Origin of the sequence: Pseudomonas sp. R4-34-07 (assembly GCF_003852375.1) — a bacterium.
Taxonomy (GTDB): Bacteria; Pseudomonadota; Gammaproteobacteria; order Pseudomonadales; family Pseudomonadaceae; genus Aquipseudomonas.
Window position 1 is genome coordinate 5815926 of the sequence record NZ_CP027760.1, and the last position, 25637, is coordinate 5841562.

A 25637-nucleotide genomic window follows, 5' to 3' on the forward strand; every position below is an offset into this window, starting at 1 on the left:
CTTGAGCGCGCGAATGCGGCGCTTGCGTTGCAGCTCAGGCGTATTGAAATCAATGCGCTTGGGGGGAGAAGTCGTCGTCATGGTGGAATTGGCCAGATCATTCATGCGCACACCCTAGCGATCCTGTATGACAGAAAGATGACAATGCAGTGACGCAAGAAATCCGCCGCGTAGCAAAGCTGGCAGCGGACAAAAAAATTAGGGCTGCAGGGGCCGTGAGTGGGAGCCGGTTTCTCGCTCCCACAGGGCCCGCTGCTACACCAGGTAAAGCAGGCTTAGTTGCCTTCTTTCAGACCCAGGTCAGCCAGGGCCTTGGCGGCCACTTTGGCTGGCAGTGGGATGTAGCCATCCTTGACCACCACTTCCTGGCCCTGCTTGGACAGCACCAGTTTCACGAACTCAGCTTCCAGCGGAGCCAGCGGCTTGTTCGGAGCTTTGTTGACGTACACGTAGAGGAAACGCGACAGCGGATACTTGCCGTTGAGGGCGTTTTCTTCAGTGTCTTCGATGAAGTCAGTGCTGCCTTTCTTGGCCAACGCCACGGTCTTCACGCTGGCGGTCTTGTAGCCGATGCCCGAGTAACCGACGCCGTTCAGCGAGGAGCTGATCGACTGCACGACCGAAGCCGAGCCCGGTTGTTCGTTCACGTTAGGCTTGTAGTCGCCCTTGCACAGGGCTTCTTCCTTGAAGTAGCCGTAAGTGCCGGACACCGAGTTACGACCGAACAGTTGCACCGGCTTGTTGGCCAGATCGCCGGTCACGCCCAGGTCACCCCAGGTTTTCACGTCGGCTTTGGCGCCGCACAGACGCGTCGAGGAGAAGATCGCGTCGACCTGTTCCATGGTCAGGTGCTGGATCGGGTTGTCCTTGTGCACGAAGACTGCCAGGGCGTCCACGGCAACCGGGATAGCGGTTGGCTTGTAGCCGTACTTCTGCTCGAAGGCCGCCAGCTCCGTGTCCTTCATCTTGCGGCTCATCGGGCCCAGGTTGGAGGTGCCTTCAGTCAGCGCAGGTGGCGCAGTGGCGGAGCCGGCAGCTTGAATCTGAATGTTGACGTTCGGGTATTCCTTTTTGTAACCCTCGGCCCACAGGGTCATCAGGTTGGCCAGGGTATCGGAACCGACGCTGGACAAGTTGCCCGACACACCAGTGGTCTTCACGTAAGCCGGAATGGCCGGGTCAACACCAGCAGCCACCGCGTTGGCAGTTGCAACGCCAGCAGCGACGAACGTCATTGCCGCCATCAAACGCTTCAGTTTCATGCCTTACTCCTAGCAGATAGGGATAGTTGGATCGGGGCCAAGTATCGGTAGGCCGTGTGAACACTCTATGTCTGGAATGTGACAATTAGATGAAAGGCCAGTATTGGAAGAGGACGGGCATTTGAGAGGCAAACGCTCGGAAATACAGGGTTGCATGAGCAGATGAGCGTCATGGGCCTATGGTTTAGAAACACTCTGTAATTGTTAACCAGAGATTTCCCACAACTATTTAGGGTTGTCGCTCGGAACCGGCCTTACTAACCTCCTCCTGCCGCTGCAAATTCAGCGACCGGGACTGCAAGCCCGCCGAAACTATGTTGGGAGTTCATAAGCGCCTCTATAATCGGAGCGCTTTTTATGGCCGTCGTGTTATGGCGGCTGTGTGCGGGAGGCCTTCGGGTCTGCCGGGATGCTCCTAACCTCGGTCTTGCAGACCCGCGCACAGCTGCCACCCATCATCTGCAAGTGATGCTGGCCGCTCCCATTTTGTTAGGAGCTTTTACGATGATCAAAGATAGCCCCAATCCCCCGCTCAATTCGGCTCCACTGCACGCAGACGCTCGCAGAGCCATCAATCCCAATCCGAAACATTCTGCCGAATGCGCCCTATCTGCTGATAGGCTTTTTACCGTGCGTACAGATCTGGATGCCGAGACCCTGCTGGCAAACGCGTCCCAGGATCTCGCTTCGGTTCAAGTCTTGGCTGCAAATTTGGCGTTCGAGGTCGACGGTGCCGCGCGAGACGTGACCCTGGGAATATGCCGGATGCTTGAGGGAATTCAGTTACTGGTAGATCGGACGCTGGATCAATTTGAAACTCAAAACCCGATGGCAAAATTTTGAAATTCGCTCCGGTCCAAAACCTGGTTAAAGTCTAAGCGATTCACGGCGAACCTTAGGTTGACAAAACAAAAACAAAGCATAGCCTTGTCAACCTAAGGAGACCTCACATGATCAATGACCGAATTCGCCGCGCAAGGTTGTTGCGTGGCATGTCGCTAGAAGCACTGGCACTGCGTCTAGGTGACATAACCAAGCAAGGCTTGAGCAAATATGAAAAAGGGCTGATTACCCCAAACTCCCAGCGCATTTTGCAATTAGCAAAGGCACTGGAGGTGAGTCCAGAGTATTTTTTCCGTACTCAGGCACTGCCACTCGCGCCGCTGGAGTTCCGTAAGCTTGCGAAGATGCCTCAGTACCGTCAGGTCCAAGTCGAGGAACAGATTCGAGAGCATCTGGAACGCTATATATCTCTTGAAGAGTGTTTCGACCCAGGAGATATCAAGACTGCCGAAACCCCGGCGCAAATGCTCACTGTATCCTCCTTAGAAGAAGCGGAACGAGCGGCGGATGAGCTCCGTAAGTATTGGGATATAGGCGAAGACCCTATTGCTCATCTGACTGAGCAGTTGGAAGAGCACGGCATCAAAGTGGTGATGCTGGATGGTCCTGATGATTTTGATGGCGCTTGCGCAGCCACCAATGACGGCGAACATGTGCTGATCGCTCTAAATGCTCAGAGAGCAGGTGAACGAATTCGCTTCACCGCTGCTCACGAACTGGGTCACTGGGTGATGAAATTGCCTGATGATATGCCCGAGCGCGATAAAGAAAACTGCTGTCACCGCTTCGCAGGAGCTTTCCTTTATCCAGCTAAAAGCGTAACCGGAGATTTTGGGAATCATCAGCGCTCCCGTGTCCACCCTAGAGAACTATTGATTGCTAAGCGCCAATATGGGCTCTCAATGCATGCAGCGCTCCGTCGATTGAAGGACCTTAAACTGTTAGGCGAAGGCGGCTTCAAGTCCCTGACTATTCAGTTCAGCAGCAATGGCTGGCGCAAAGCAGAACCTGAACCATTACCTTGCAAGCCACCTCAGCGTTTTGAGTCACTCGTTTTCTGGGGGTTAGCGGAAGGCCTTATCACCAAATCACGAGCGGCCGAGTTGCTGCGTCGCCCGGTGAGAGCTCTAGATCCCAATTTTCTGGGCTCATTGGAGAGTGCATGAGCCTTGTCTATATCAGCGACACCAACATCTGGATTGATTTTAGGAATGCAGAATTGTTGGAGCATATGTTCAGGCTGCCACTCACTTTCTGCTGCACCGACTTTGTCATGCACGAGCTTGAGGATTTCCCCTATGATGAACTACTCGCCCAAGGGTTGGTTGTCGAATCATTTGACGAGGGAGGCGTGCAAAAACTCTTAGGACTTAAGGTCGAACACAACAATAGTTCCTTAGCCGATGTTTCTTGCTACCTACTAGCACAAACAACCGGAAGACCGTTACTCACTGGCGATGGGAAACTACGTCGTCAGGCAATTCGGGACGGACTGCAGGTACACGGTGCACTTTGGCTGCTCGACCTAATGGTCGAGCATCAAGTCCTCAACGCTATTGACGCAGCAACGGCGCTGGAGCATAGGCTAACTGATGGTGCCCGCTTACCAGCATCAGAATGTCAAATAAGACTCTTAGGCTGGAGAACTATATAAAGCTCAACTCGGATACTGAATATCCATCCAGCGCTTGTAAACATCACCATATTCATCTTCCAAAGCAGAGAAACTACTTTCAAAAAGCTTCATGGCTTTGATTGCGTCAGCTGACGGGTAACTTATAAAGCGATACCCCGTCATGACCCTAAACTTGAAATACCCGAATCCATCGGAAATTATCCGACTGAGATGAGCCAGATGAATTGAATCCCTTTCATCAGCACTTCGCAAGTCACGTTCCATCGGCATTCCAATCCCAATGCAGTCAGCATGATGTATATGACTAGCGTTCGAGTACTCATGTAGCAATGCTGTAAAACCTTTAAACAATGGATCTCCACTATTCGTTAGACCGGCGATCAAGCCAGTGAATCCCCATCTGCGCTCAAGCTCTTGACGGGTTTTTCTATCATATCGCTGATTAACTTCAGCTCTTTTTTCTGGCGATATCAAAAGATCCTTGATGGGTTTCCACTCTCGGTCATCAGGATTCGTCACAGCGCTCAAAAGCTCTTGAGCCTTACTATCGTTTTTCAATAATGAAATTTCAAATAGGTCAGTATCAAACTCTTCAACTCGCTGCCTAAAACTTTCACGCGATTGGAGTATATACAGTACCTTCAGTGTACCCTCGCACACAGAGCGCATGATTACATCCGCATCCCAGAGTTGACCGTAAGCAGACAATAAAAATGCACTTTCCGTAGATCGCGCAGTCGCCGATAAAAGCTCACCGAGGACCTGCCGTTCTCGCTTGTTGAATTCAGAAAAAGCTGACACTGGAGCCATTAGTGGCAACAACTCCCTCATTAACAAAACCGCTTTTTCGGACCACTCTTTCTGAATTTTAATGAGTACTTCCGTGTACATCGCCTACTCCTGAACAGATTACCGCCCGCGCTTCCACAGATACCCACCCACCACCATCCCCATCACACACAGGACAGCCACGTAGTACGCCGGCCCCATCGGGCTCTCCTTCATCAGCAGCGACACCGCCAGCGGCGTCAGCCCGCCGAACACGGCGTAGGCCACGTTGTAGGAAAACGACAAGCCGCTGAAGCGCACCACCGGTGGGAAAGCTTTCACCATCACGTAAGGCACCACGCCGATAGTGCCTACAAACAGGCCGGTCAAGGCGTACAGCGGGAACAGCCAGTCCGGATGGGCCATCAGGCTGTGATAAAGCGTCCAGGACGTGGCCAGCAGTAAGGCGCAACCGCTGATCAGCACCCGGCCGGCGCCGAAGCGGTCTGCCAGTGCGCCGGCGGCGATGCAACCCAGGCTCAGGGTGACAATGGCCAGGCTGTTGGCCTGCAACGCCACCGTGGGGCTGAAGTGGTAGACGGTCTGCAGCACGGTCGGGGTCATCAGGATGACCACCACGACGCCCGCCGACAGCAGCCAGGTCAGCAGCATCGACAACACGATGGCGCCACGATGGTCGCGCAGTACCGCGCGCAACGGCAGCTCGGCGGCCAGGGTCTTGCGTTGCTGCATTTCGGCGAAGATCGGCGTTTCATGCAGCCAGCGGCGCAGGTACACCGACAGTAAGCCGAACACGCCGCCGAGCAGGAACGGAATACGCCAGGCAAACTCTGAAACCTGCTCCGGGCTGTAGATCGAGTTGATCGCCGTGGCCACCAGCGAACCCAGCAATATACCGGCGGTGAGGCCGCTGGTCAGGGTGCCGCAGGCGTAGCCGATATGGCGTGGCGGCACGTGTTCGGAGACGAACACCCAGGCGCCGGGAACCTCACCGCCAATCGCCGCGCCCTGGATGATACGCATCAGCAGGAGCAGGAGCGGCGCCCACAAGCCGATCTGCGCGTAGGTCGGCAGCAGGCCCATGATCAAGGTCGGCACGGCCATCATGAAGATGCTCAGGGTGAACATTTTCTTGCGGCCCAGCAGGTCGCCGAAGTGCGCCATGATAATCCCGCCCAGGGGGCGCGCCAGGTAGCCGGCGGCGAAGATGCCGAACGTCTGCATCATGCGCAGCCATTCGGGCATATCGACGGGGAAGAACAGTTTTCCGACCACCGTGGCGAAAAACACGAAAATGATGAAGTCGTAGAACTCCAGCGCCCCGCCCAAGGCAGACAGCGACAGGGTTTTGTAGTCGTTGCGGGTCAGCGGGCGCGAAGGTTGCGCGCTGCTTGCGGGCACGGAGGACATGGCAAGGCTTCTCTTATAGTAGTCATCGTAAAGGACTGCGCGCCTGTGACTTGCGGCGGGTTTGGCAAGATAGCAAATCGCTTGAAAAAGCACAGCGCCATGAGAACAGTTGCGCGCAAAAGCCCCGATACAGCGTCTATTTACCGACCAAATGAGCCTCAGGTGGTCGTCGTCGCGCCAGCGTCTCGATATACTCGCCCGTGCAAGCGCAGGAACCCCAGCCTTGAGGGGCTGCTGTGCCAAAACGTTGTTGGGCGCCATCCAGCCGATTTGGCAGAGTTTCCCTTTAGTTCGCCTTACGAGAAACGCATCGAGCTGTGTATGTTGGTGCTGAAACGTTTTTCCAGAAGACGGCTATCCACTTGAAATACCCATGAAGCGTCACGGGTCAGAGGCACCCTCGGCATGATCGAACTCGAACAAGAAGATCCTATCCCGCAAGGCGATCTCGCCCTGCAAATCACCGCGCTTCCGCGTGAAACCAATGGTTTTGGCGATATTTTCGGTGGCTGGCTGGTCGCGCAGATGGACCTGGCCGGCACTGCCATGGCCAGCAAGGTCGCGGGCGGGCGCGTGGCGACCGTGGCGATTGATCGCATGGCCTTCCTGGTACCGGTCGCGGTGGGCGCGCAGTTGTCCTTCTATACCCAGGCCCTGGAAATCGGCCGCAGCTCGATCCAGATGATGGTCGAAGTGTGGAGCGACGACCCGCTGTCCAGCGAATGGCGCAAGGTCACCGAGGCGGTATTCGTGTTCGTCGCCATCGATGGCAGTGGCCGCACGCGTTCGGTTCCATCGCGCGCACGTTAAACCTCACCGGGTTTTGACGGTCAATTGCCCCATTGCCTGTCCACTGAGAGTGCTTTGCTATGCCGACGCCCCACGTTGAAACCGTGAAAATCGACGAGCTGGACTGCTGGCGCATCCGCCACAACGGCGCCGAATTGATGGTGGCCCAACAGGGCGCGCATCTCTTCAGCTACCAGCGCGACGGCGAGCAGCCGCTGATCTGGCCGAATCCTGAAGCGGTGTTCAAAAAAGGCAAAGGCATCCGCACCGGCGTACCGGTTTGCTGGCCGTGGTTTGGCGTATTCGACCGCAACCCGCAGAGTGTTAAGGCCATGCGCCACAGCGATCAGCCGGCCGGTGCCCATGGTTTTGTGCGTACGGCGCTGTGGGAGTTAGCCGCGACCGAGTTGCAAGGCCAAGCGCTGCGGGTAGACCTTGTGCTGCCGGTACCCGCCGGCGGCTTTCCTGGTTGGCCCCATCCGGTCGATTTGAAGCTGAGCCTGGTGCTGGACGATCAGTTGCATATCCACCTGACCAGCCATAACCGTGGCACTGACACGGTGACGCTCAGCCAGGCGCTGCACACCTACTTCGCCGTCAGCAATGTGCGCAACGTGCAGGTCGAAGGCCTGGACGGGTCGGCGTACATCGACACCGCCGCTGGCTGGTCCGAGAAACAACAATCCGGCCTGCTGCACTTCACCGCCGAGACCGACCGCATCTATCTGGATACGCCGGCTGAACTGAGCATTGTCGATAAAGACTGGGGACGCCGTGTGCAACTCACCAGCCAGGGTTCGAAGTCGACGGTGGTCTGGAACCCCTGGACCGAACGCGCCAAGGCCTTCGATGACATGGCCGACGACGGCTGGCAGGGGATGCTGTGCATCGAGACGGCAAATGTGCTGGAAGATGTGGTGACTTTGGCACCCGGTGAAAGCCACACTCTCGGCGTGAGCATCAATGCTATCGCCCTGTAGATGAAGAACAAAATGTGGGAGGGGGCTTGCCCCCGATTGCGGTGGTTCAGTCAATTCATAGGTGACTGATACACCGCTATCGGGAGCAAGCCCCCTCCCACATTGATTTGTGGTGTGGTTTAAAGATCCGACTCCTTCACCACCCTCACCTTCCCTGCATCCAGTGCATACGCCGCATCCGCCAGATCGTTGTTCACCTTCTCTACTTTCAACGTGCCCGTGACCCACAGCGGCGTATAGATATCCTCCAGCTTCAAACCCTTCGGATACCGCACCAGCACCAGTTGGTTAGGCGGCGGTGGCGGCACGTGGATGCAGGCGCCTGGGTAGGGCACCAGGAAAAACAGGGTGCTGCGGCCCTTGGCGTCGGTTTCCAACGGCACCGGGTAGCCGCCGATACGGATGTTCTTGCCGTTCATGGCCGCCACGGTCTTGGTGGAATACATCACCGCCGGCAAGCCTTTGCTCTGCTTCAGGCCGCCTTTATCGGTAAAGGTGCCTTGGGCTTCGGGGGAGTTGTGATCGATCTCGGGCATGGCCTCGAGGGCTTTCTGATCCGACAGCGGCATCAGGTCAAGCCAGTCGGTTTCCGGCAGTTCGCCAGCGTGTACCAGGCCTGGGCCCAGCAAGAGGAGAGTCAACAAAAGATGGCGCATGCAGAGGCTCGGCAAGTTCAGGTGGCGAGCATTCTAGCCCTCTGCGCCTGCGCAGCGCAGAGGACTTTGTCGGCTGGTTATTTCCTTTTGATCAGGCCGAAGATCACCAGCAGCACGATAGCGCCGACCAAGGCACCGAGGAAGCCTGCGCCTTGACCCGCCTGGTAGATGCCCAGTGCCTGACCACCGTAAGTCGCGGCCAGGGAGCCGGCGATACCCAGCAGGATGGTCATGATCCAGCCCATGCTGTCGTCGCCAGGCTTGAGGAAACGCGCCAGCAGGCCGACGATCAAGCCGATAAAAATGGTTCCGATAATACCCATGGCATTTCCCTCTGATTGGTATGAGACATGCCAAAGCCTAGTCAGACTTTGGCATCCTGCAATCAGAGAGACGCCGAGCCTTAATGGTTCCCGTGGCGGCGCGGCTTATTGTTCGGCGATCAAGGCTTCGACCTTGAGAATCTGCGCCTGAAGGGTCGCGCGGTCCTTGCAGCGCAGGTTGGCGTGACCCACCTTGCGCCCGGCCTTGAAGGCCTTGCCGTAGTGATGCACATGGCAATCGTCGATCGCCATTACCCGCTCAACCGGCGGTACCACGCCAATGAAGTTGAGCATGGCGCTCTCGCCCACCTTGGCCGTGGAGCCCAACGGCAAGCCCGCCACCGCCCGCAGGTGGTTTTCGAACTGGCTGCACTCGGCGCCTTCGGTGGTCCAGTGCCCGGAGTTGTGCACGCGCGGGGCGATTTCGTTGGCCTTGAGGCCACCATCGACTTCAAAGAACTCGAACGCCATCACGCCGACGTAATCCAGCTGCTTGAGCACGCGGCTGGAGTAATCTTCGGCCAACGCCTGCAGCGGGTGGTCAGTGCTGGCCACGGAGAGCTTGAGAATGCCGTTGACGTGGGTGTTGTGCACCAACGGGTAGAAACGGGTTTCGCCATCACGGGCGCGCACGGCGATCAGCGAGACTTCGCCGGTGAACGGCACAAAGCCTTCCAGCAGGCAGGCAACGCTGCCCAGCTCGGCGAAGGTGCCGGCCACATCGGCAGCGGTGCGCAGCACTTTCTGGCCCTTGCCGTCGTAGCCCAGGGTGCGGGTCTTCAGCACGGCCGGCAGGCCGATACTGGCGACGGCGGCGTCCAGGTCCGCCTGGGACTGGATATCGGCGAAGGCCGGCGTCGGGATGCCCAGGTCCTTGAACATGCTCTTTTCGAACCAGCGGTCGCGCGCGATGCGCAGGGCTTCGGCGCTCGGGTACACCGGTACGAACTGCGACAGGAAGGCCACGGTTTCGGCCGGGACGCTTTCGAACTCGAAGGTCACCAGGTCGACCTCGTCGGCCAACTGGCGCAGGTGGTCCGGGTCGCTGTAGTCCGCGCGCAGGTGTTCACCCAAGGCGGCCGCGCAAGCGTCCGGCGCCGGGTCCAGGAAAGCGAAATTCATCCCCAGCGGGGTTCCCGCCAGAGCGAGCATGCGACCCAGTTGGCCGCCACCGATTACACCGATTTTCATCGTCAACAACCTCAGGCGATACGTGGGTCTGGATTGTCCAGCACGCTGTCTGTCTGCTCAGCACGGAATTTTTTCAGCACCGCATGAAATTGCGGATGCTTGGCGCCCAGGATGCTGGCGGACAGCAACGCGGCGTTGATCGCGCCGGCCTTGCCGATCGCCAGGGTCGCCACCGGGATGCCGGCGGGCATCTGCACGATGGACAACAGCGAATCCACGCCCGAGAGCATCGACGACTGCACCGGAACGCCCAGCACGGGCAGGTGAGTCTTGGCTGCACACATGCCTGGCAAGTGCGCCGCACCGCCGGCACCGGCGATGATCACCTCGATGCCACGGGATTCTGCTTCATCGGCATACTGGAACAGCAGGTCCGGGGTGCGGTGGGCGGAGACCACCTTCACTTCATACGGAATGCCGAGTTTTTCCAGCATATCGGCGGTGTGGCTAAGGGTGGACCAATCGGACTTGGAGCCCATGATCACGCCAACCAATGCACTCATCGTCGTGCCTCTTCTCTCTGGGCGCCCGCAGGCGCGTCAAAAAACAACAAGCCACGCGGGAAATCCGGCGTGGCTTGGTGTACGAATTAAGGCCGGTTGGACCGGCCGAAGGCCGCGCAGTATACCGTAATAATCCAGATAAACAGCCCCTTGGACGACCATCTGCCCAGCGGTGCAAAGTGGCGGTTTTATTGACCCTGTAGGAGCGAGCTTGCTCGCGAAGATCGCCAACGATGACGCGGGCGTTCTGAATGGATGCGGCGCTCTCAGGTTTTTCGCGAGCAAGCTCGCTCCTACAGGGATCGCATTCAGGTGCCTTGCGCCGCCCCACCTTCCAACTTGCGCCACAACAACCGCACATTCGCCTTGCGCACCAGCGCACAGCGGTACAGCCGAATCTCCAGCGGCACGTGCCACTGCGATCCGCCACACACCACCAATTCGCCTCGGGCCAGTTCCGCCCGCACGCTCAATTGCGGCACCCAGGCGATACCCAATCCTTCCAGCGCCATGCTTTTGAGGCTGTCGGCCATGGCCGTCTCGTAGATCGTCGTGAAACGCAAGGCGCGCTGGCGCAGCAGTAAATTCACCGAACGGCCCAGGAACGCGCCGGCGCTGTAGGCCAGCAACGGCACGCTGCCCTCGCCTTCCAGGTCGAACAATGGCTTTCCATCCGCATCAGCGGCGCACACCGGGAGCATTTCGGTATTGCCCAGGTGCAGCGACGGGAAGATCTCCGCATCCATCTGCATCGCCGCATCCGGGTCGTAGAACGCCAGCATCAGGTCGCAACCGCCTTCGCGCAGCGCATGCACCGCATCGCCGACGTTGGTCGCCACCAGCCGCGTGGCGATGTTCAGGCCTTCGTTGCGCAACTGCGCGATCCAGCGTGGGAAAAAGCCCAGCGCCAGAGAGTGCGCGGCCGCCACTTGCATGACCTCACCCTGCCCGCCTTCCAAGTGATGCAAATGACGCAGCACTTCGCCGAGTTGTTCGACCACCGTGCGTGCGGTGACCAGGAACAACTGCCCGGCCGCCGTCAGCTCCACCGGCGTACGCGAGCGGTTGACCAGGGTCAGGCCCAACGCGGCCTCCAGGCTGCGAATGCGTCGGCTGAACGCCGGCTGGGTGACAAAGCGCCGCTCCGCCGCCTGGGAAAAACTGCGCGTCGCCGCCAAGGCGCTGAAGTCTTCCAGCCATTTGCTTTCAAGGTTCATCACTGCCTCCACGGGAATGCACCATTTTGGCACACACGCCCGTTATGGTAACCGGGTCACATCCACATTATGCCGTTTGTGCATAGGCCAGTGCTGAACAGCATTGGCCCAAAAACTCTCACAAGCCTAGCATTCGCAGCGTTCCGGCCAGTTCCGGGTCCATATCGAGATGATTTCCGTCATGTCCTCCGCTGCATCATTCCGCACAGAAAAAGACCTGCTTGGCGTACTCGAAGTACCCGCTCAAGCGTACTACGGCATCCAGACCCTGCGAGCGGTGAATAACTTCCGCCTCTCGGGCGTTCCGATTTCGCATTACCCGAAATTGGTGGTCGGCCTGGCAATGGTCAAGCAAGCGGCCGCTGACGCCAACCGCGAACTGGGCCAGCTCAGCGAAGCCAAGCACGCGGCTATCAGTGAAGCCTGTGCCCGCTTGATCCGCGGCGATTTCCACGAAGAATTCGTGGTGGACATGATTCAAGGCGGCGCCGGCACTTCAACCAACATGAATGCCAACGAAGTCATCGCCAACATCGCGCTGGAGGCCATGGGCCACCAGAAAGGCGAGTATCAATACCTGCACCCCAACAACGACGTGAACATGGCGCAGTCGACCAACGACGCCTACCCGACCGCGATCCGCCTGGGTCTGCTGCTGGGCCACGACGCGCTGCTGGCCAGCCTCGACAGCCTGATCCAGGCGTTCGCCGCCAAAGGCGTCGAGTTCGGGCATGTGTTGAAAATGGGCCGTACCCAATTGCAAGACGCCGTGCCGATGACCCTCGGCCAGGAATTCCGCGCCTTCGCCACTACCCTCGGTGAAGACCTGGCCCGCCTGAAAACCCTGGCGCCGGAGCTGTTGACCGAAGTGAACCTGGGCGGCACCGCAATCGGTACCGGCATCAATGCCGACCCGCGCTACCAGGCCCTGGCCGTGCAACGCCTGGCCCTGATCAGCGGCCAGCCGCTGGTACCAGCTGCCGACTTGATCGAAGCCACCTCCGACATGGGCGCCTTCGTGCTGTTCTCGGGCATGCTCAAGCGTACCGCAGTGAAGCTGTCGAAGATCTGCAACGACCTGCGCCTGCTGTCCAGCGGCCCACGCACCGGGATCAACGAGATCAACCTGCCGGCACGCCAGCCAGGCAGCTCGATCATGCCCGGCAAGGTCAACCCGGTGATCCCGGAAGCGGTGAACCAGGTGGCCTTCCAGGTCATCGGCAACGACCTGGCGCTGACCATGGCAGCCGAAGGCGGCCAACTGCAGTTGAACGTGATGGAGCCGCTGATCGCGTTCAAGATCTTCGACTCGATCCGCCTGCTGCAACGCGCCATGGACATGCTGCGCGAGCATTGCATCGTCGGCATCACCGCTAACGAAGCACGCTGCCGCGAACTGGTGGAACACTCCATCGGCCTGGTCACCGCGCTGAACCCTTACATCGGCTATGAAAACGCCACCCGCATCGCGCGCATCGCCCTTGAAAGCGGCCGCGGCGTGCTGGAACTGGTGCGCGAAGAAGGCTTGCTCGACGACGCCATGCTCGACGACATCCTGCGCCCCGAAAACATGATCGCTCCACGCTTGGTCCCCTTGAAGGCCTAAGTGTTTGTTGCACCGCTCACCAGGTTGAGGGACTAGACACCTCTCACCTTTTGAGGGCCTGAAGGCTCGTTCTTCAGGCCCTTTTTTTTGCCTGTAGGAGCGAGCTTGCTCGCGAAAAACTACTGGGCACCGCGTTCATCCAGGAGGAACACATCACCGTTCAAGACCGTCGCGAGCAAGCTCGCTCCTACAAACCTTTAATCAGCCCGAGCAGACGGATCACGTTCGCCTAGGTATAGTGCCGCCCCTCTTCGCGTCTGCGGCCGTCGGTAACGAGGCCCGGGTACAACGCGAAACCGCATGAATAACAACACCCGCAAAAGGATTGGGGTCGAACGTCGTGCACTGCCTGGTGCCATACGATGTGTCGGACCGTCCTGCGTTTGCCATTAGAAAAATCAGCGAGGAACACTCCATGCTCGAAGTCATCAACGACTTCCTCTCAGGGAAAGTACTGATCGTGCTCATTGTCGGGCTCGGCGGTTATTTCACGATTCGCTCGCGTTTCGTGCAGTTGCGTCACTTTTTCCACATGTTCTCGGTGTTTCGCGACAGCCTCAAGAGCAGCTCCGGCCAACTCAGTTCATTCCAGGCGCTGATGCTCAGCCTGGCGGGCCGCGTCGGTGCCGGTAATATCGCCGGCGTCGGCATTGCCGTGACCCTGGGCGGCCCCGGTGCCGTGTTCTGGATGTGGGTCACCGCGCTGGTGGGCATGTCTTCGAGCTTCATCGAGTGCTCCCTGGGCCAGTTGTACAAGCGCACCGACGCCGAAGGCACTTACCGTGGCGGGCCGGCTTATTACATCCAGCACGGCCTGCACAAACGCTGGCTGGGAATGGTGATGGCGTTCCTGTTGCTGGTGACCTTCGGTTTCGCCTTCAACGGCCTGCAAGCCCATGCCGTGACCCACTCGCTGAATAACGCCTTCGGCCTCGACACCACCTACACCGGCCTCGCGCTGGCGGTGCTGCTGGGCCTGGTGTTCATCGGCGGGATCAAGCGTATCGCCTCGATCGCCGACCTGCTGGTACCGGTCAAGACCCTGGTCTACATCGCCGTGACCCTGTACGTGATCGTGCTGCAATTCGACCACGTGCCGGCCATGCTCGCGACGATCGTCAAGAGCGCGTTCGGCCTCGACCAGGCCTTCGGTGGACTGGTGGGCAGCGCGATCATCATGGGCGTCAAACGCGGCGTGTTTGCCAACGAAGCCGGCCTGGGCAGCGCGCCTAACGTGGCAGCCGTGGCGTCGGTGGAACACCCGATCGCCCAGGGTGTGGTGCAAGCGTTCAGCGTGTTCCTCGACACCTTTGTGATCTGCACCTGCACCGCTTTGCTGATCCTGCTCTCCGGCTTCTACACCCCAGGCTTTGAAGGCGACGGCATTGCCCTGACCCAGAACTCCCTGGCGGCAGTGGTGGGTGACTGGGGCCGCATGTTCATCTCGGTGGCCCTGGCGTTGTTCGTGTTCACGTCGATCATGTACAACTACTACCTGGGCGAGAGCAACCTGCGCTTTTTGGTCGGCAACAACCGCAAGGTGCTGATGGGCTACCGCGCACTGGTGCTGGTGCTGATTTTCTGGGGTTCCATCGAGAACCTGGGCACCGTGTTCGCCTTCGCCGACATCACCATGACCATGCTGGCGTTCGTCAACCTGTTCGCCCTGGCGTTCCTGTTCAAGATCGCCATGCGCATCCTGAACGACTACGACAACCAGCGCGCCGCAGGCATCAAGACCCCGGTGTTCGACTCCAGCCAGTTCCCCGACCTGGACCTGGACCGCAAGGCCTGGCCGGCGAATCCGGTAAAACCGCAAGCGGCCCCGGCGGCTGAATTGAACGCTCAAGTGCAACGCTGAGCGTAGACAGATGACACGCCGCCTGGCCTTGGGCATGCTCTGGGCCCGGCGGCGTTTTTCGTTCAGGAGATTTTCAAATGCAACCAGCCAATAACGTCATGGTGCTCTACACCGGTGGCACCATCGGCATGCAGGCCAGCGCCAATGGACTGGCACCCGCTTCCGGATTCGAAGCCCGCATGCGTGACCAGTTCGCCAACCTGCAAGCGCCCGCCTGGCGTTTCCGGGAAATGTCCCCGCTGATCGACAGCGCCAACATGACGCCCGCCTACTGGCAGCGCCTGCGCACCGCCGTAGTCGAAGCCGTTGACGAAGGCTGCGACGCGGTGCTGATCCTGCATGGCACCGACACCCTGGCCTACAGCGCGGCAGCCATGAGTTTTCAACTGCTGGGCCTGCCGGCACCGGTGGTGTTTACCGGCTCGATGCTGCCGGCCGGCGTGCCCGACAGCGATGCCTGGGAAAACGTCAGTGGCGCCTTGGCCGCGCTTGGCGAAGGCCTGGCACCGGGCGTGCACCTGTACTTTCACGGCGCGCTGATGGCGCCGACCCGTTGCGCGAAAATCCGCAGCTTTGGGCGCCATCCCTTCGCCGCGCTGCAGCGCAACGGAGGCGCGGCCAAGGCCGAGTCGCTTCCCGCCGTCCTGGATTATCGCCAGCCCAAGGCCCTGGCCAACGTCGGCGTGTTGCCGCTGGTGCCAGGGATCGGCGCCGGGCAACTGGATGCGCTGATCGACAGCGGGATCGGCGCGCTGATCCTGGAATGCTTCGGCAGCGGCACCGGGCCGAGCGACAATCCGGCGTTTCTCGCCAGCCTCCAACGTGCGCAGGACCTGGGCATCGTGGTAGTCGCCATCACTCAATGCCATGAAGGCGGCGTGGAACTGGATGTGTATGAAGCCGGCAGCCGCCTGCGCGGCGTGGGCGTGTTGTCAGGCGGCGGCATGACCCGCGAAGCGGCCTTCGGCAAGCTCAACGCCCTGCTGGGTGCCGGCCTGGCCACCGCCGATACCCGCCGCCTGGTCGAACTGGACCTGTGTGGGGAGCTGCGCTGAGCCAGCGTCGACCGCTACATAATCACCCCCTGCCCTGACTGGCCGGTACCTAGCATGGAACACCCGAGTGGAGACCTCGGGTCGCTTCCATCAACCGGCCAGACAGGGATGCCCCATGACTACGCACAGCCGAACTTTTGAGCAGCCATCCGTCAAGCCTGCGGACCTGACACTGGACCTGCTCACCCAACTCACTGCACGGCCCTCATTCAGAGAAGTGGCCTCAGTGTTGTTGCGCCAGACCTTACAAGAGCAGTACCCGGCACTCGACATCAATCCCGACCTCAGCCTGGTCGGCAGCCCATCCTGGGAAATCGTCGAGGACAAGATCGTCCCCGGGCTGACGTTCTATCAAACCCTCAGCGACATCCTGGCCAGACAGTCCGTAGTCGGCGGGACGACAACGTACATTGAAGGCGAACACTTTCTCACCCAGCAGCCGCTGACCGACCCGCCGATGCTGCTGCCCGTGCGCATTGTCGACATCGCCCACACCCTCAACACCCTGGCGCCGGTGATGCCGGCCGCGTTCCAGGAACAGCAGGTGGAGTTCTGGAACCACAGCACCGACAACGGCCCGCGCTGGCATGGGTTTTCCAACTCATTGCGGGCAGCGTGGAATGTTCAGCGGGTGGACGGCTGGGATGACGACGACTGCGCCATGGCTCGCCTGTTGTTTCACGCCCCGGCCCGTAGCGGGCGGCTCAATGACCCTTACAACCTGCGAGCGTGCCTGATCGACATCGATCAGGTCGACGACGAAAAAGTCACGCATTTGAACGAGTGCTCGACAGCCGTACTGATCGGTCGACGGGACGAACGCGAGATTATCCTCACCTACTCCCTGCTCAAGGGGTATGAAAAATTCGCCTCGCTGGAGCAACTTGGCCAGAGCCTGCCGGACCGGCTGAGCCCGTCGGCCACGCGAAAAAAAATCCAGTGGCGGCTGTTCGAACCGACCGGCGACTTTTTCGACCACCAGGCCTGCAGCCTGATCGCCTTGCAGATCGAGGCCATCGGCACCCAGGATTTTTCCATCGACGATGAACCCGAGACGGCACCGGCGCTGGTTACCCCCGAGCAGATCGCCAAAAACGGGCCGCCCCTGGATTGGTACCGGCAATTGCTGCCGGACTGGCTGCGGCAAGCCTCTCTCTCTGACCTGGGTTTCTATTCGCGGCATTTGAAAGACCTGGCCGCCCTGCAAAGCATGAACCTGGGCAAGTCCTACCAGGACGATATCCCGCCCATCGAGCAATATGCGCTTGAGGCGCTGAAGGCCGAAATGCTCAAGGAGCATCCAGAGGCGCTGCACCTGCCGCTGGACAAGCTCAGCATCCGGGTTCAAAGCCTGGTCGTGTGGGGCACTTTCACCGTGCCGGGACAGACGGACACCACCACCTTCAGCCTCAGCGAACTGGCCTTGCAGAACTTGATCGCGGTGCCGCTGGGCAACAAGACGCTGCTCCAAAGCAATGAGCGGCCGTTGCCGCAATGGATGACCGTCAACTATGTGGAAAGCCTTGTCAGCAAGGCCGATATCGGCAAGCAGTACCCGGCACTGATCAACAGCAAGCTGCTGGAAATCACCAGCGAAGCTTCGCGGCGAAAGCGTCTCTTTGCCCATCACCTGCGCATCCAACTGCCGCTGCTGGCCCTGCAATGCAAGATTCGCCGCGAACACGGGATTGATGAACAAGGCTACCGCTACGTCGCCGCCGCGATGCAGGCTGACGCCGAGGACCGCAAGGTCGACGGGCAAGACATTGTCATCCGGCCCTTGGCCTTCGTGCCCCAGCGCCGCAGCGATGGCTCGCCGGACGAGGTGGAAAACATGTACGTGATCGGCGCGAAGGGCTCTTCCGCCGGCCCCTGCCTGCTGTATCGGCCGCAGTTCGACCCGGCCCTGATCCAATACCCTTCCCACGCCAACCTGATGTATGCCATCGCCCAGTCCCCCGAACTGCGCAAGTCAGTGCTGGCGTGGCTGCCCGACGACGTGCGCAACCATTACGCCAATTACGTGTTCCCTGGGGCACTGCCCTCGCCGTGGGCCGTCGCGGACTTTCTGGTGGACGCCACGACACAGAGGACCATGAGTGGGCCGATAAGCCTGGGTGAACGTACGCTCGACGGCGATCTGTTTGCCGGCCTCTATGAAGCCAATGCTCAAGCCCTGATCAAACTTGCCGATCGCCAGTCGGTATCGAATGCGGAAAACCGCTGGGAGACGCTCAAGCACGCCGGCTGGACGCTTCTCAACGCCGCGCTGCCGTTTGCCAGCCCGACCGTGGCAACCGGCGCCTGGATCTGGCAGGTCGTCGAGCAAGTGCAACAGTTCGTGATTGCCTGGGAGGACGGCGCAAAACCCGCGCAATGGGCGGCGCTCACCGATGTGCTGCTCAACCTCGCCACCGCGATTACCCTGCACATCAGCACGCGCCTGCGGCCTGCGGGCCGTCGCCGGGAGCCCGAGCCTACGCTCATCAAGCCAGCGCCGCTGCCCACCGTGGAAACCCTCCAACTGGAAACGACTGCCATCCATGAGTTGCCACCCGGCCATGCGCGATGGCTGCACACCAGCGGCGCGGTCAATCGTGCGCCAACCACACTGGGCCGTGTGCTGGACAGCTTCAAGGTGAGCAAGCCGCACGAGCCAGGCACTGTCGAAACGAACCAGGGGCCGCACCAACACTTGACCCGGCACGACCAGAAGTACTACGCCCAGGTCGGCGAGCGCTGGTTTGAAGTCGCCGTGGATGAGAGCGACACCGTCATGATCATCGACCCGCAGCAGCCCGAGCGGACAGGGCCGACGCTGTTTCACAGTGCGGCAGGCCAGTGGGTTATCGACACCCGCTTGCGCCTGCGCGGCGGTGGCCCCAAACGGATGATCAAGCTGGCGAAAGCCGAAGCAACCCTGCAGGCCGCCGAAGTACGCGACAAACTGGTGGCTTTCGAAAGCGCGAAAAAAACCGCGCAAAGCGAGCTGCAGCAAACCCATCGGGCCATGACCGAAGCGCCTGGAACCTCCGCCGCCGCCAAGCGCGAACTCTACCTGGAGAAGCTCGGCACCCAGCGCGCCGACTATGAAACGGCGCTGCAGCAACTCAAGCGTCTGAACGTGTTCACCTCAGTGCCCGACTATCAACAAAAGGCCCTGGGCTACGTGCGCGCGCAACTGGAACTCAACGAAGCCGGAATCCGTGAAGCGCAAACCCTTTTTACCCCCAAGCTCAAGACCACCCTGGACCAGATCGAACGCCAGAGCCGCGAAACCGGGCAGCGCGAGGTGGCGGGCGCTCAACAAATGACCGAGCTGAGCGAGGACATGATCGCGCGCCTGGATTACACGCAAACGCGCTTCGCCCAACTGCGTACCCTGGCCCAGGACGGAATGCGCCTGATCCAGGACGCCAGAAAGCGGCTGCCGGCCTACACCAGCACTGATCTCAAGGCACTGCAGGTGACCCTGGCGCGCAACCTGTGCCTGGAAAAAACCAGCACCGCCACTGAACCCGATGCCTGGAAGGCCATGGACGAGATCGTCGACAGCGCCGACCTCTCGGTCCAGGCGTTGCGCGACACCCTGCACGAGCGCAGCGAATCACGCCTGGATGAACGTATCGACTCGCTGGGCAGCCTGATCGAGCAATTCAAGGTCATCGATGAACGCCTGGACGATTTTCCCCAGGAGTTTCCCGCCGTGGTCCTGTCGGACCCGCTGCAAGGCCTGCGCCTGAAGCTGCGCGAATTTTCCCAGGAGGCCCTGCAGCATTTAAGCCTGTTGCACGCCGAGCGTGACGTCTTCCGAAACCGGCCGACGCCACCGCAGACACCGCCAAGGCCGCTGAAAAAATTCATCCACACCCGTTACAACGGCGTACTGATCGGTGAACCTCGGCTGACGCCCATCGGTCTCGAAACCGACATGGTGGATATCCGGTCACCGCTGACCCAGCAGGTCATCGCAACCTTCCATGAGAAAAGCCCGAACATGTGGGTGCAACGTGTCACCACGCCCGAAGGCGAGGATGTGGTGCCCGACCTCCAGGTCAGCCTGGACCACGGCCGCGCACTGCTGGACGGTCTGGCAGCCTTCAAGCAGCGCGCCGTCGAGCAGGCAAAAAAGCAGGATCGCACCGCCGTCGGCATCGAGTACCTGTATCACCGGCATGCTTTGCTGCTGGAAGAAACCAACCGGCACATCGAGAAGGCGCTGGCTCGCGACAACACCACAGACACCCACTCACATTCGGCAGCCAGCCTCGGCAAACAACTCAACGACGCGGCGCAGGCGCTTTATAAACTCGCCTCCGATCACATGATGCACATGATCAAGCAACATGCCCCGACCCCCGCCGGGATTGAATGGCTCAAGGACCGCAACGCGATCATCATCAAGAAGGTCATCAAGCGGCGCCGGCTCAAGAGCACCGTGCCGGATTACCTGGATGAATACACCATCAGCGAACGCTACAGCCATGAGGTGCTGTGGTATGCGCACTTTCATTACTCGGCGGCCTGGACACCGGCCAAAGCCTTTATTTCCGCGCGGTTGAAGACGCCTCAGGAATATCGCAAGGGGTCGTTGGGTGATTCCATGCAAGGGCTCAACGAGCAACAGCAAATTGCTTATTTCCGCAGCGAGATCAACCTGGAAGCGGCCAAGCGCTTATTTTTCGACCACTGAACGGCACACTCCTTGCTGTTTCCTGCCAAACACCGGCAGGAACCGCGCCTGGAGCAAGATCAAGTCCGGCACCTGATAAGCGTCGGCCAGGGACTGCGCGCCCTGGCTGTTTTATCTATCTACCGTCCCCTGGGCATCTTTGGACACTACCTTGCGACTCTCTCGTTCGACTGCTCGCAAGGAGCTGCAGATGCCCAATGACTCATCCCGAAACGACGACCCCGTCGCCCGCAACCTTCCTCCCAGCACCTACGATCTGCTGACACAACTGACCACCGGCCCTTCGATGCGCGAGGTCGCCTCAACCCTGTTGCGTACGGCGCTGCGCGAAGAGTTTCCGACGCTGGATATCGAGCCTGACCTGGCCATGGTGATTACGCCGCGCTGGAGCATCATTGACGATGTTCTCCAACCGGCGGAGCCGTATGTCGACTCGCTGACCACGGTCCTCGCTCGGCAAGCGTTGGCGCCCGCGCCGGTGATCTACATCGACGGCGAGCATTTCCTCACCCAACACCCCCACGCAGTACCCGCAGTCCACCTGCCGGTGAAAATCGACGCCATTGCGCGGTTGCTCAACGAGCTGTCGGCGCTGATTTTCGTCGCCTTTCAGGAGCAGCAACTGGACCACTGGAACGCGTCCAATGGCACCGCCGGCCCGCGCTGGCAGATACTTTCCCAGTCCCTGCGCAAGGTGTGGAACCTCAACAAGCTGGAAGGCTGGGATGAACACGACTGCGCCATGGCTCGAACGCTGTTCCGATTGCCGGATCCGACTGGCCGTCAAGAAGGCGATCCGTACCCGATCAATGTCTACCTGATCGACATGGACGTACGCCAAAACAACAAGACCGTGCATGCGGGCCTGGCGGACATAGCGGTACTGATCGGCGTCCATGAGCAGAAGCAGCGGATCCTGACGTACTCGCTGGTCGAGGGTTACGAGAAGTTCGACTCGATGCAGCAACTGGGCGAAGTCCTGCCGGGCAGGTTGAACCCGTATCACCCCGAGCTGGACGTGCAATGGCGGCTGTATCAACCCCCTGGGAATTTCTTCGACAGCCAGGCCTTCGCCATGATCGCCCTGCAACTAGCGGTCATCGGCGCCTTTGGCTTGCGCAGCCACAAATCTTTCACCAGAAAAGGCATCAGCGACCAGGCCATGATCAACGTCGTGCCGGTGATCGACGACCTGAGCGATCACTCGCTGTCGAACATCCGCCAGATTCATCAGCAACTGCCCGAATGGTTGGCGGACGCCTCGGACCTCGACATATCCACTTACGGCCGAGGCGTCATTGATCTGGCCCAGTTGCACACGCACAACCAAGGCCTGCAATTTGATGACGGTATCGCATCGATCCGCGACTACGCCCGGGCGCAACTGCGCAGTAAAATCCAGGCCCATCCCAATGGCGCAGGCCTGAACCTGGACAAGGTTGAAGTCAGCATCGAGAGCCCGGTGCTCTGGGGTACGTTTGTGGTGCCGGGTAGCAGTGACATCACGCGCCACAGCCTGATCGACCTGGCCCTGGCAAACCTCACCGGTTTGCCGACGGGTACAGCGAGCGTGCGCTACAACGGTGGCGACGCCCCGGACTGGCTGACCTACGACTACTTGAAGCAACTGATCGAAGCCATCGATATCGGCAAGCACTATCCGGCACTGATCAAGAGCACCCTGCTCACGGACCCGTTCGAGTCCAAGGCCCGCCAACTGCTCTACGTTTCACACCTGCGAGTGCAATTGCCGCTGCAAGCCCTGCAGTGGAAGATCAAGGGTGAGAATGGGCTCAACTCCCTCGGCTATCGCTATGTCGCAGCCGTTGTCCAGGCCCAGCAGCACGACCGCCAGGTAGAGGGGCAGGAGATCGTTATCCGCCGCCTGGCTTTCATCCCGACGCTGCGACCCGGTCATGAGCAGGATGTGGTCGCCAATATGTTCGTGATCGGCCCTCGCGATCACACCCAGGGCCCCTGCGTGCTCTATCGCCCGCTGCTTGAGCCGGTGCTGTTCCAATTCCCCACCCGGCAGAACCTGCTGTATGCCATCAAGCACAGTCACCTGCTGCGCGAGTCGGTCCTGGCCTGGCTGACGGAAAGTTCGCGCTTCAACTACGAGCAATACGTGTTCCCCGACAAACTGCCTTCGCCGTGGACCGTGGCGCGGGTGCTGGTGGAGCCCGAAGTGGTCCTGCAAATGAGCGGGCCTATCGGCCTGAGCGATGAAGTGCTGACCGGTGACGTCCTGGGAACGCTGTTCGAGGCCAACGCCAATGCCATGATTGATCTGGCCAAGCAGCAATCGGTATCCAACACCCAGAAACGCTGGGCAAGCTATCGACAGGCCGCCTGGCAGATTTTCGGCGCGGCCCTGCCCTTCCTCGGGCGCACAGCCGGGATCGCGGCCTGGATCTGGCAAATCATGGATGACCTGCAAGAAACCACCGAGCAAGAGCCTGGACCTGACGGGACAACCTCATGGACGGCGCAGATCGACCTGCTCCTCAATCTGGGCATGGCGCTGGTGATGCACGTCACCCTGCGCCACTCATCACCGAAAAAGAGCGCCGAAGGTTTTGCGCTCGAGCCCGAACCGAAGCTGGTCGAAGAGCCAGAAAAGGCAGCGCCTGTGCCCAGGAAACCCATCGTGACCAAGCAACCGGACCTGTCCGAAGCCGAGCTACCCGCTGAACATCAGGGTCCATTGCATATTCGTGGGGCGCTGAGCCGCACGCCTTCAAGCCTGGCGGCGACGCTGGATCGCTTCAAAATCTCTAAACCGGATGGGTTGGGAGAACCGAACAAGGAACCCGGACCGCACCTGCATCTTCACGGCCTGGCCGGCAAATGGTACGCGCAGGTCGGTGAACGCTGGTTCGAGGTCACCGTCGACGACAACGACAACGTGGTGGTCGTCGATCCCCGCCAGCCTTCGCAAACCGGCCCGGCATTGATGGGCAACCTGGCCGGCAAATGGTTTGTCGACACGCGCCTGCGCCTGCGCGGCGCCGGCTTCAGGAGTCGCCGCAGGGCGGCCAGGGGCAAGGCACCTTCGCGCATCAGGGAATTGCGTGAGAGCCTCACTGCGTTCGATACCGATGAAAGACGCGGGCAGGCGGAAGTCGCCGCCGTATTTGACGCCATCGTTCGCGAGCCCGGGCCGTCCAGGGATACGACGCACCAGGCATTCATCGAGAAGGTCGACGCTCGCCTGGAACAGTACGAGACACCCATCCGCCAGTTGCGCGCACTGAACATCATCGACTCGGTGCCCAATTACCAGAGCAGCATGACCGACTACTTGAACAAGCAGTTGCTGCTGACCCGATCCGCCGTGGCTGAAAGCCTCCCCGAGTTTCGGGAAAAACTGCTCTGGACCCTCGAGCACATCGAGACCCTGTCCGCCCTTGAACCCAAGAAGCAGGCCGAAGCTGCCCAGGTCATGGCGAATCTGAACAAGGCAATGATCAGCCGCCTGGAATACGCCGAGTCGCGCTACCGTGAACTGGAAGGACTTGGCATGGAAGGCGCGAAGGTCGCACAGACCACCATGCGCGCGTTGCCCGGCATGCGGCTGCACGATCTCAAGGCGCTGCAAGTCACCCTGACGCGTTACCTGTGTGTCCGCGAAGGCGACGGCGAGGCGTTTATCGATGCCCGCACCCAGATCGGCGAAATTGTCGAGATTGCAGACCTCAACATTCAAAACTGGGTTGAAACCCTGATCGAAGCCAACGTCAGCGGCCTGGATGAGCGCATCGAGGTGCTCAACAGCGTGGCCGACCAATTCGCCATCGTCGACCAACGCCTGCTGGACCTGCACGCTGAACACCCGGAGCAGGTAAACCGGGAAACCCTGGAGGACCTTCGCAAGGAAATCGACGGTTTCAATCAGCAGGCGGTGGTGGAGCTTGCGCGGCTGCTGCGCGAGAAAAAGACCCTGGAACCCAAGCCGGGTACGTCAAAGCCGCCGCCTACGCCCAAGCGCAAAGTCATCAAGACCCGCTTCAATGGCGTGGTGGTGGGCGAACCTCGCGCGACGCAAAGCCATCTGGTGGACGTCAAGGCGCCAATGACGGGCAGGCTCATCGCCACGTTCCACGAGAAAACACCGGGGGTCTGGGTTGAACGGGAAAGCCCGTCCCCAAGCCGTGCAGAGCCACACACCATAGACCTGAATGCGGGCATGAGGGCCGGGCAAGGCTTGCTGGATGAAGAGCAGGCCGTCACCCAGCGTATCCTTGCGCACTCCAGAAAAGCCGGGTGCATCCCGGTGGAAATCGAAGAGATGCTGCACCAGTACGCCGCACGCCTGGAGCGCTCGGTCAGCACCATTGAGGAAGGGCTGACGCGACTCAACCTGACCGAAAGCGATCGCCCCTCAGCCGCCACCCTCAGCAGGAACCTCAACGACGCCGCTCAGCGGCTCTACAAACTGGGCTCCGACACCCGCATCAGCATGACCAAAGAACAACCGCCCACCGCAGCGCGGGTGGAATGGCTGCACGAACAGGGGTTGGTGAAGATTGAAAAGGTCGTTACCCGCAAGCGTCTCAAGGGCCCCGGCAAGAACTATCTGGACGAATACGAAGTGCGCGATCACCAGAGCCGTGCCGCGCTGTGGTATGCGCACTTTCACTACGATTCCGTGCAAGCCGCGACTGAAAATTTCTTTGCCGGTCATCTGAAAACCCGCGAGCAGCGCAAACTTGGCGGAGCCATGGAGCGCGCAGGCCTGAGCGACCGGGACCAGATTGCGGTGTACCGCAGTGAAATCAGCCCGCAGCTGGCGCGCTCGTTGTTCTTCCAGAGCTGAGTGG

General features: G+C 60.0%; 18 protein-coding genes. 10 read left to right on the forward strand and 8 right to left on the reverse strand.

Going from position 1 to position 25637, the window contains the following annotated elements; translation table 11 throughout:
* Positions 1–275: 275 nt before the first annotated feature.
* Entirely contained in the window at positions 276–1262 is a 987-nt protein-coding gene (locus tag C4J85_RS26925; protein ID WP_124365019.1) for a phosphate ABC transporter substrate-binding protein PstS, read from the reverse strand.
* A 504-nt stretch (positions 1263–1766) separates the two neighbouring features.
* On the opposite strand from C4J85_RS26925, the gene C4J85_RS26930 reads away from it, so the two are divergent.
* The 3 genes from C4J85_RS26930 (at position 1767) to C4J85_RS26940 (ending at position 3759) form a co-directional block, all read left to right on the forward strand.
* Complete coding sequence (locus tag C4J85_RS26930; protein WP_124411236.1) at positions 1767–2105, forward strand: DUF6124 family protein; 339 nt, start codon at positions 1767–1769, stop codon at positions 2103–2105.
* Between the two features lie 107 nt (positions 2106–2212).
* Positions 2213–3271: a helix-turn-helix domain-containing protein gene (locus C4J85_RS26935; RefSeq protein WP_124411105.1), complete on the forward strand. Its 1059-nt coding sequence runs from the start codon at positions 2213–2215 to the stop codon at positions 3269–3271.
* Positions 3268–3759 (forward strand): type II toxin-antitoxin system VapC family toxin, encoded by a 492-nt coding sequence (locus C4J85_RS26940; protein WP_124411106.1) that lies wholly within the window; start codon positions 3268–3270, stop codon positions 3757–3759. Before C4J85_RS26935 ends, C4J85_RS26940 begins: the two co-directional genes overlap by 4 nt.
* 3 nt (positions 3760–3762) lie before the next feature.
* Here the strand turns inward: C4J85_RS26940 and C4J85_RS26945 are convergent, their stop codons facing one another.
* Together C4J85_RS26945 and C4J85_RS26950 are read right to left on the reverse strand one after the other, a co-directional pair.
* Positions 3763–4632 (reverse strand): DUF5677 domain-containing protein, encoded by an 870-nt coding sequence (locus C4J85_RS26945; protein ID WP_124411107.1) that lies wholly within the window; start codon positions 4630–4632, stop codon positions 3763–3765.
* A gap of 18 nt (positions 4633–4650) precedes the next feature.
* Entirely contained in the window at positions 4651–5940 is a 1290-nt protein-coding gene (locus tag C4J85_RS26950; RefSeq protein WP_124365020.1) for an MFS transporter, read from the reverse strand.
* A 405-nt stretch (positions 5941–6345) separates the two neighbouring features.
* Here C4J85_RS26950 and C4J85_RS26955 point away from each other — a divergent pair, with 405 nt between their 5' ends.
* On the forward strand, positions 6346–6750 hold the full coding sequence (locus C4J85_RS26955; protein ID WP_003176975.1) for an acyl-CoA thioesterase: 405 nt from the start codon (positions 6346–6348) through the stop codon (positions 6748–6750).
* A 59-nt stretch (positions 6751–6809) separates the two neighbouring features.
* A complete protein-coding gene (locus C4J85_RS26960; protein ID WP_124411108.1) occupies positions 6810–7709 on the forward strand; it encodes a D-hexose-6-phosphate mutarotase in 900 nt (299 codons plus the stop codon).
* 119 nt (positions 7710–7828) lie between these two features.
* Here the strand turns inward: C4J85_RS26960 and C4J85_RS26965 are convergent, their stop codons facing one another.
* The 5 genes from C4J85_RS26965 to C4J85_RS26985 all read right to left on the reverse strand — a co-directional run bounded on the left by C4J85_RS26965 (position 7829) and on the right by C4J85_RS26985 (position 11599).
* The gene (locus C4J85_RS26965) at positions 7829–8365 is read right to left on the reverse strand and encodes a DUF3299 domain-containing protein (RefSeq protein WP_124365022.1); all 537 of its coding nucleotides are present in this window, start codon (positions 8363–8365) and stop codon (positions 7829–7831) included.
* A gap of 77 nt (positions 8366–8442) precedes the next feature.
* Positions 8443–8688 carry a GlsB/YeaQ/YmgE family stress response membrane protein gene (locus tag C4J85_RS26970; protein WP_124411109.1) on the reverse strand — a complete coding sequence of 82 codons (246 nt, stop codon included), beginning with the start codon at positions 8686–8688 and terminating at the stop codon, positions 8443–8445.
* Between the two features lie 105 nt (positions 8689–8793).
* Positions 8794–9879 carry a 5-(carboxyamino)imidazole ribonucleotide synthase gene (locus tag C4J85_RS26975; protein ID WP_124368859.1) on the reverse strand — a complete coding sequence of 362 codons (1086 nt, stop codon included), beginning with the start codon at positions 9877–9879 and terminating at the stop codon, positions 8794–8796.
* Between the two features lie 11 nt (positions 9880–9890).
* Positions 9891–10382 (reverse strand): 5-(carboxyamino)imidazole ribonucleotide mutase, encoded by a 492-nt coding sequence (purE, locus tag C4J85_RS26980; RefSeq protein ID WP_003195648.1) that lies wholly within the window; start codon positions 10380–10382, stop codon positions 9891–9893.
* A 308-nt stretch (positions 10383–10690) separates the two neighbouring features.
* Entirely contained in the window at positions 10691–11599 is a 909-nt protein-coding gene (locus C4J85_RS26985) for a LysR substrate-binding domain-containing protein (protein ID WP_124411110.1), read from the reverse strand.
* A 181-nt stretch (positions 11600–11780) separates the two neighbouring features.
* On the opposite strand from C4J85_RS26985, the gene aspA reads away from it, so the two are divergent.
* From aspA to C4J85_RS27010, 5 genes are all read left to right on the forward strand, one after another.
* Positions 11781–13205, forward strand: a complete 1425-nt coding sequence (gene aspA, locus C4J85_RS26990; RefSeq protein ID WP_124368861.1) for an aspartate ammonia-lyase — start codon at positions 11781–11783, stop codon at positions 13203–13205.
* A gap of 415 nt (positions 13206–13620) precedes the next feature.
* The gene (locus tag C4J85_RS26995) at positions 13621–15066 is read left to right on the forward strand and encodes a sodium:alanine symporter family protein (RefSeq protein WP_124411111.1); all 1446 of its coding nucleotides are present in this window, start codon (positions 13621–13623) and stop codon (positions 15064–15066) included.
* Between the two features lie 77 nt (positions 15067–15143).
* The gene (locus C4J85_RS27000) at positions 15144–16121 is read left to right on the forward strand and encodes an asparaginase (protein WP_124411112.1); all 978 of its coding nucleotides are present in this window, start codon (positions 15144–15146) and stop codon (positions 16119–16121) included.
* A gap of 115 nt (positions 16122–16236) precedes the next feature.
* Positions 16237–20814, forward strand: a complete 4578-nt coding sequence (locus tag C4J85_RS27005) for a dermonecrotic toxin domain-containing protein (RefSeq protein WP_256657847.1) — start codon at positions 16237–16239, stop codon at positions 20812–20814.
* Between the two features lie 190 nt (positions 20815–21004).
* Positions 21005–25633, forward strand: a complete 4629-nt coding sequence (locus C4J85_RS27010; RefSeq protein ID WP_124411113.1) for a dermonecrotic toxin domain-containing protein — start codon at positions 21005–21007, stop codon at positions 25631–25633.
* Positions 25634–25637 lie beyond the last annotated feature (4 nt).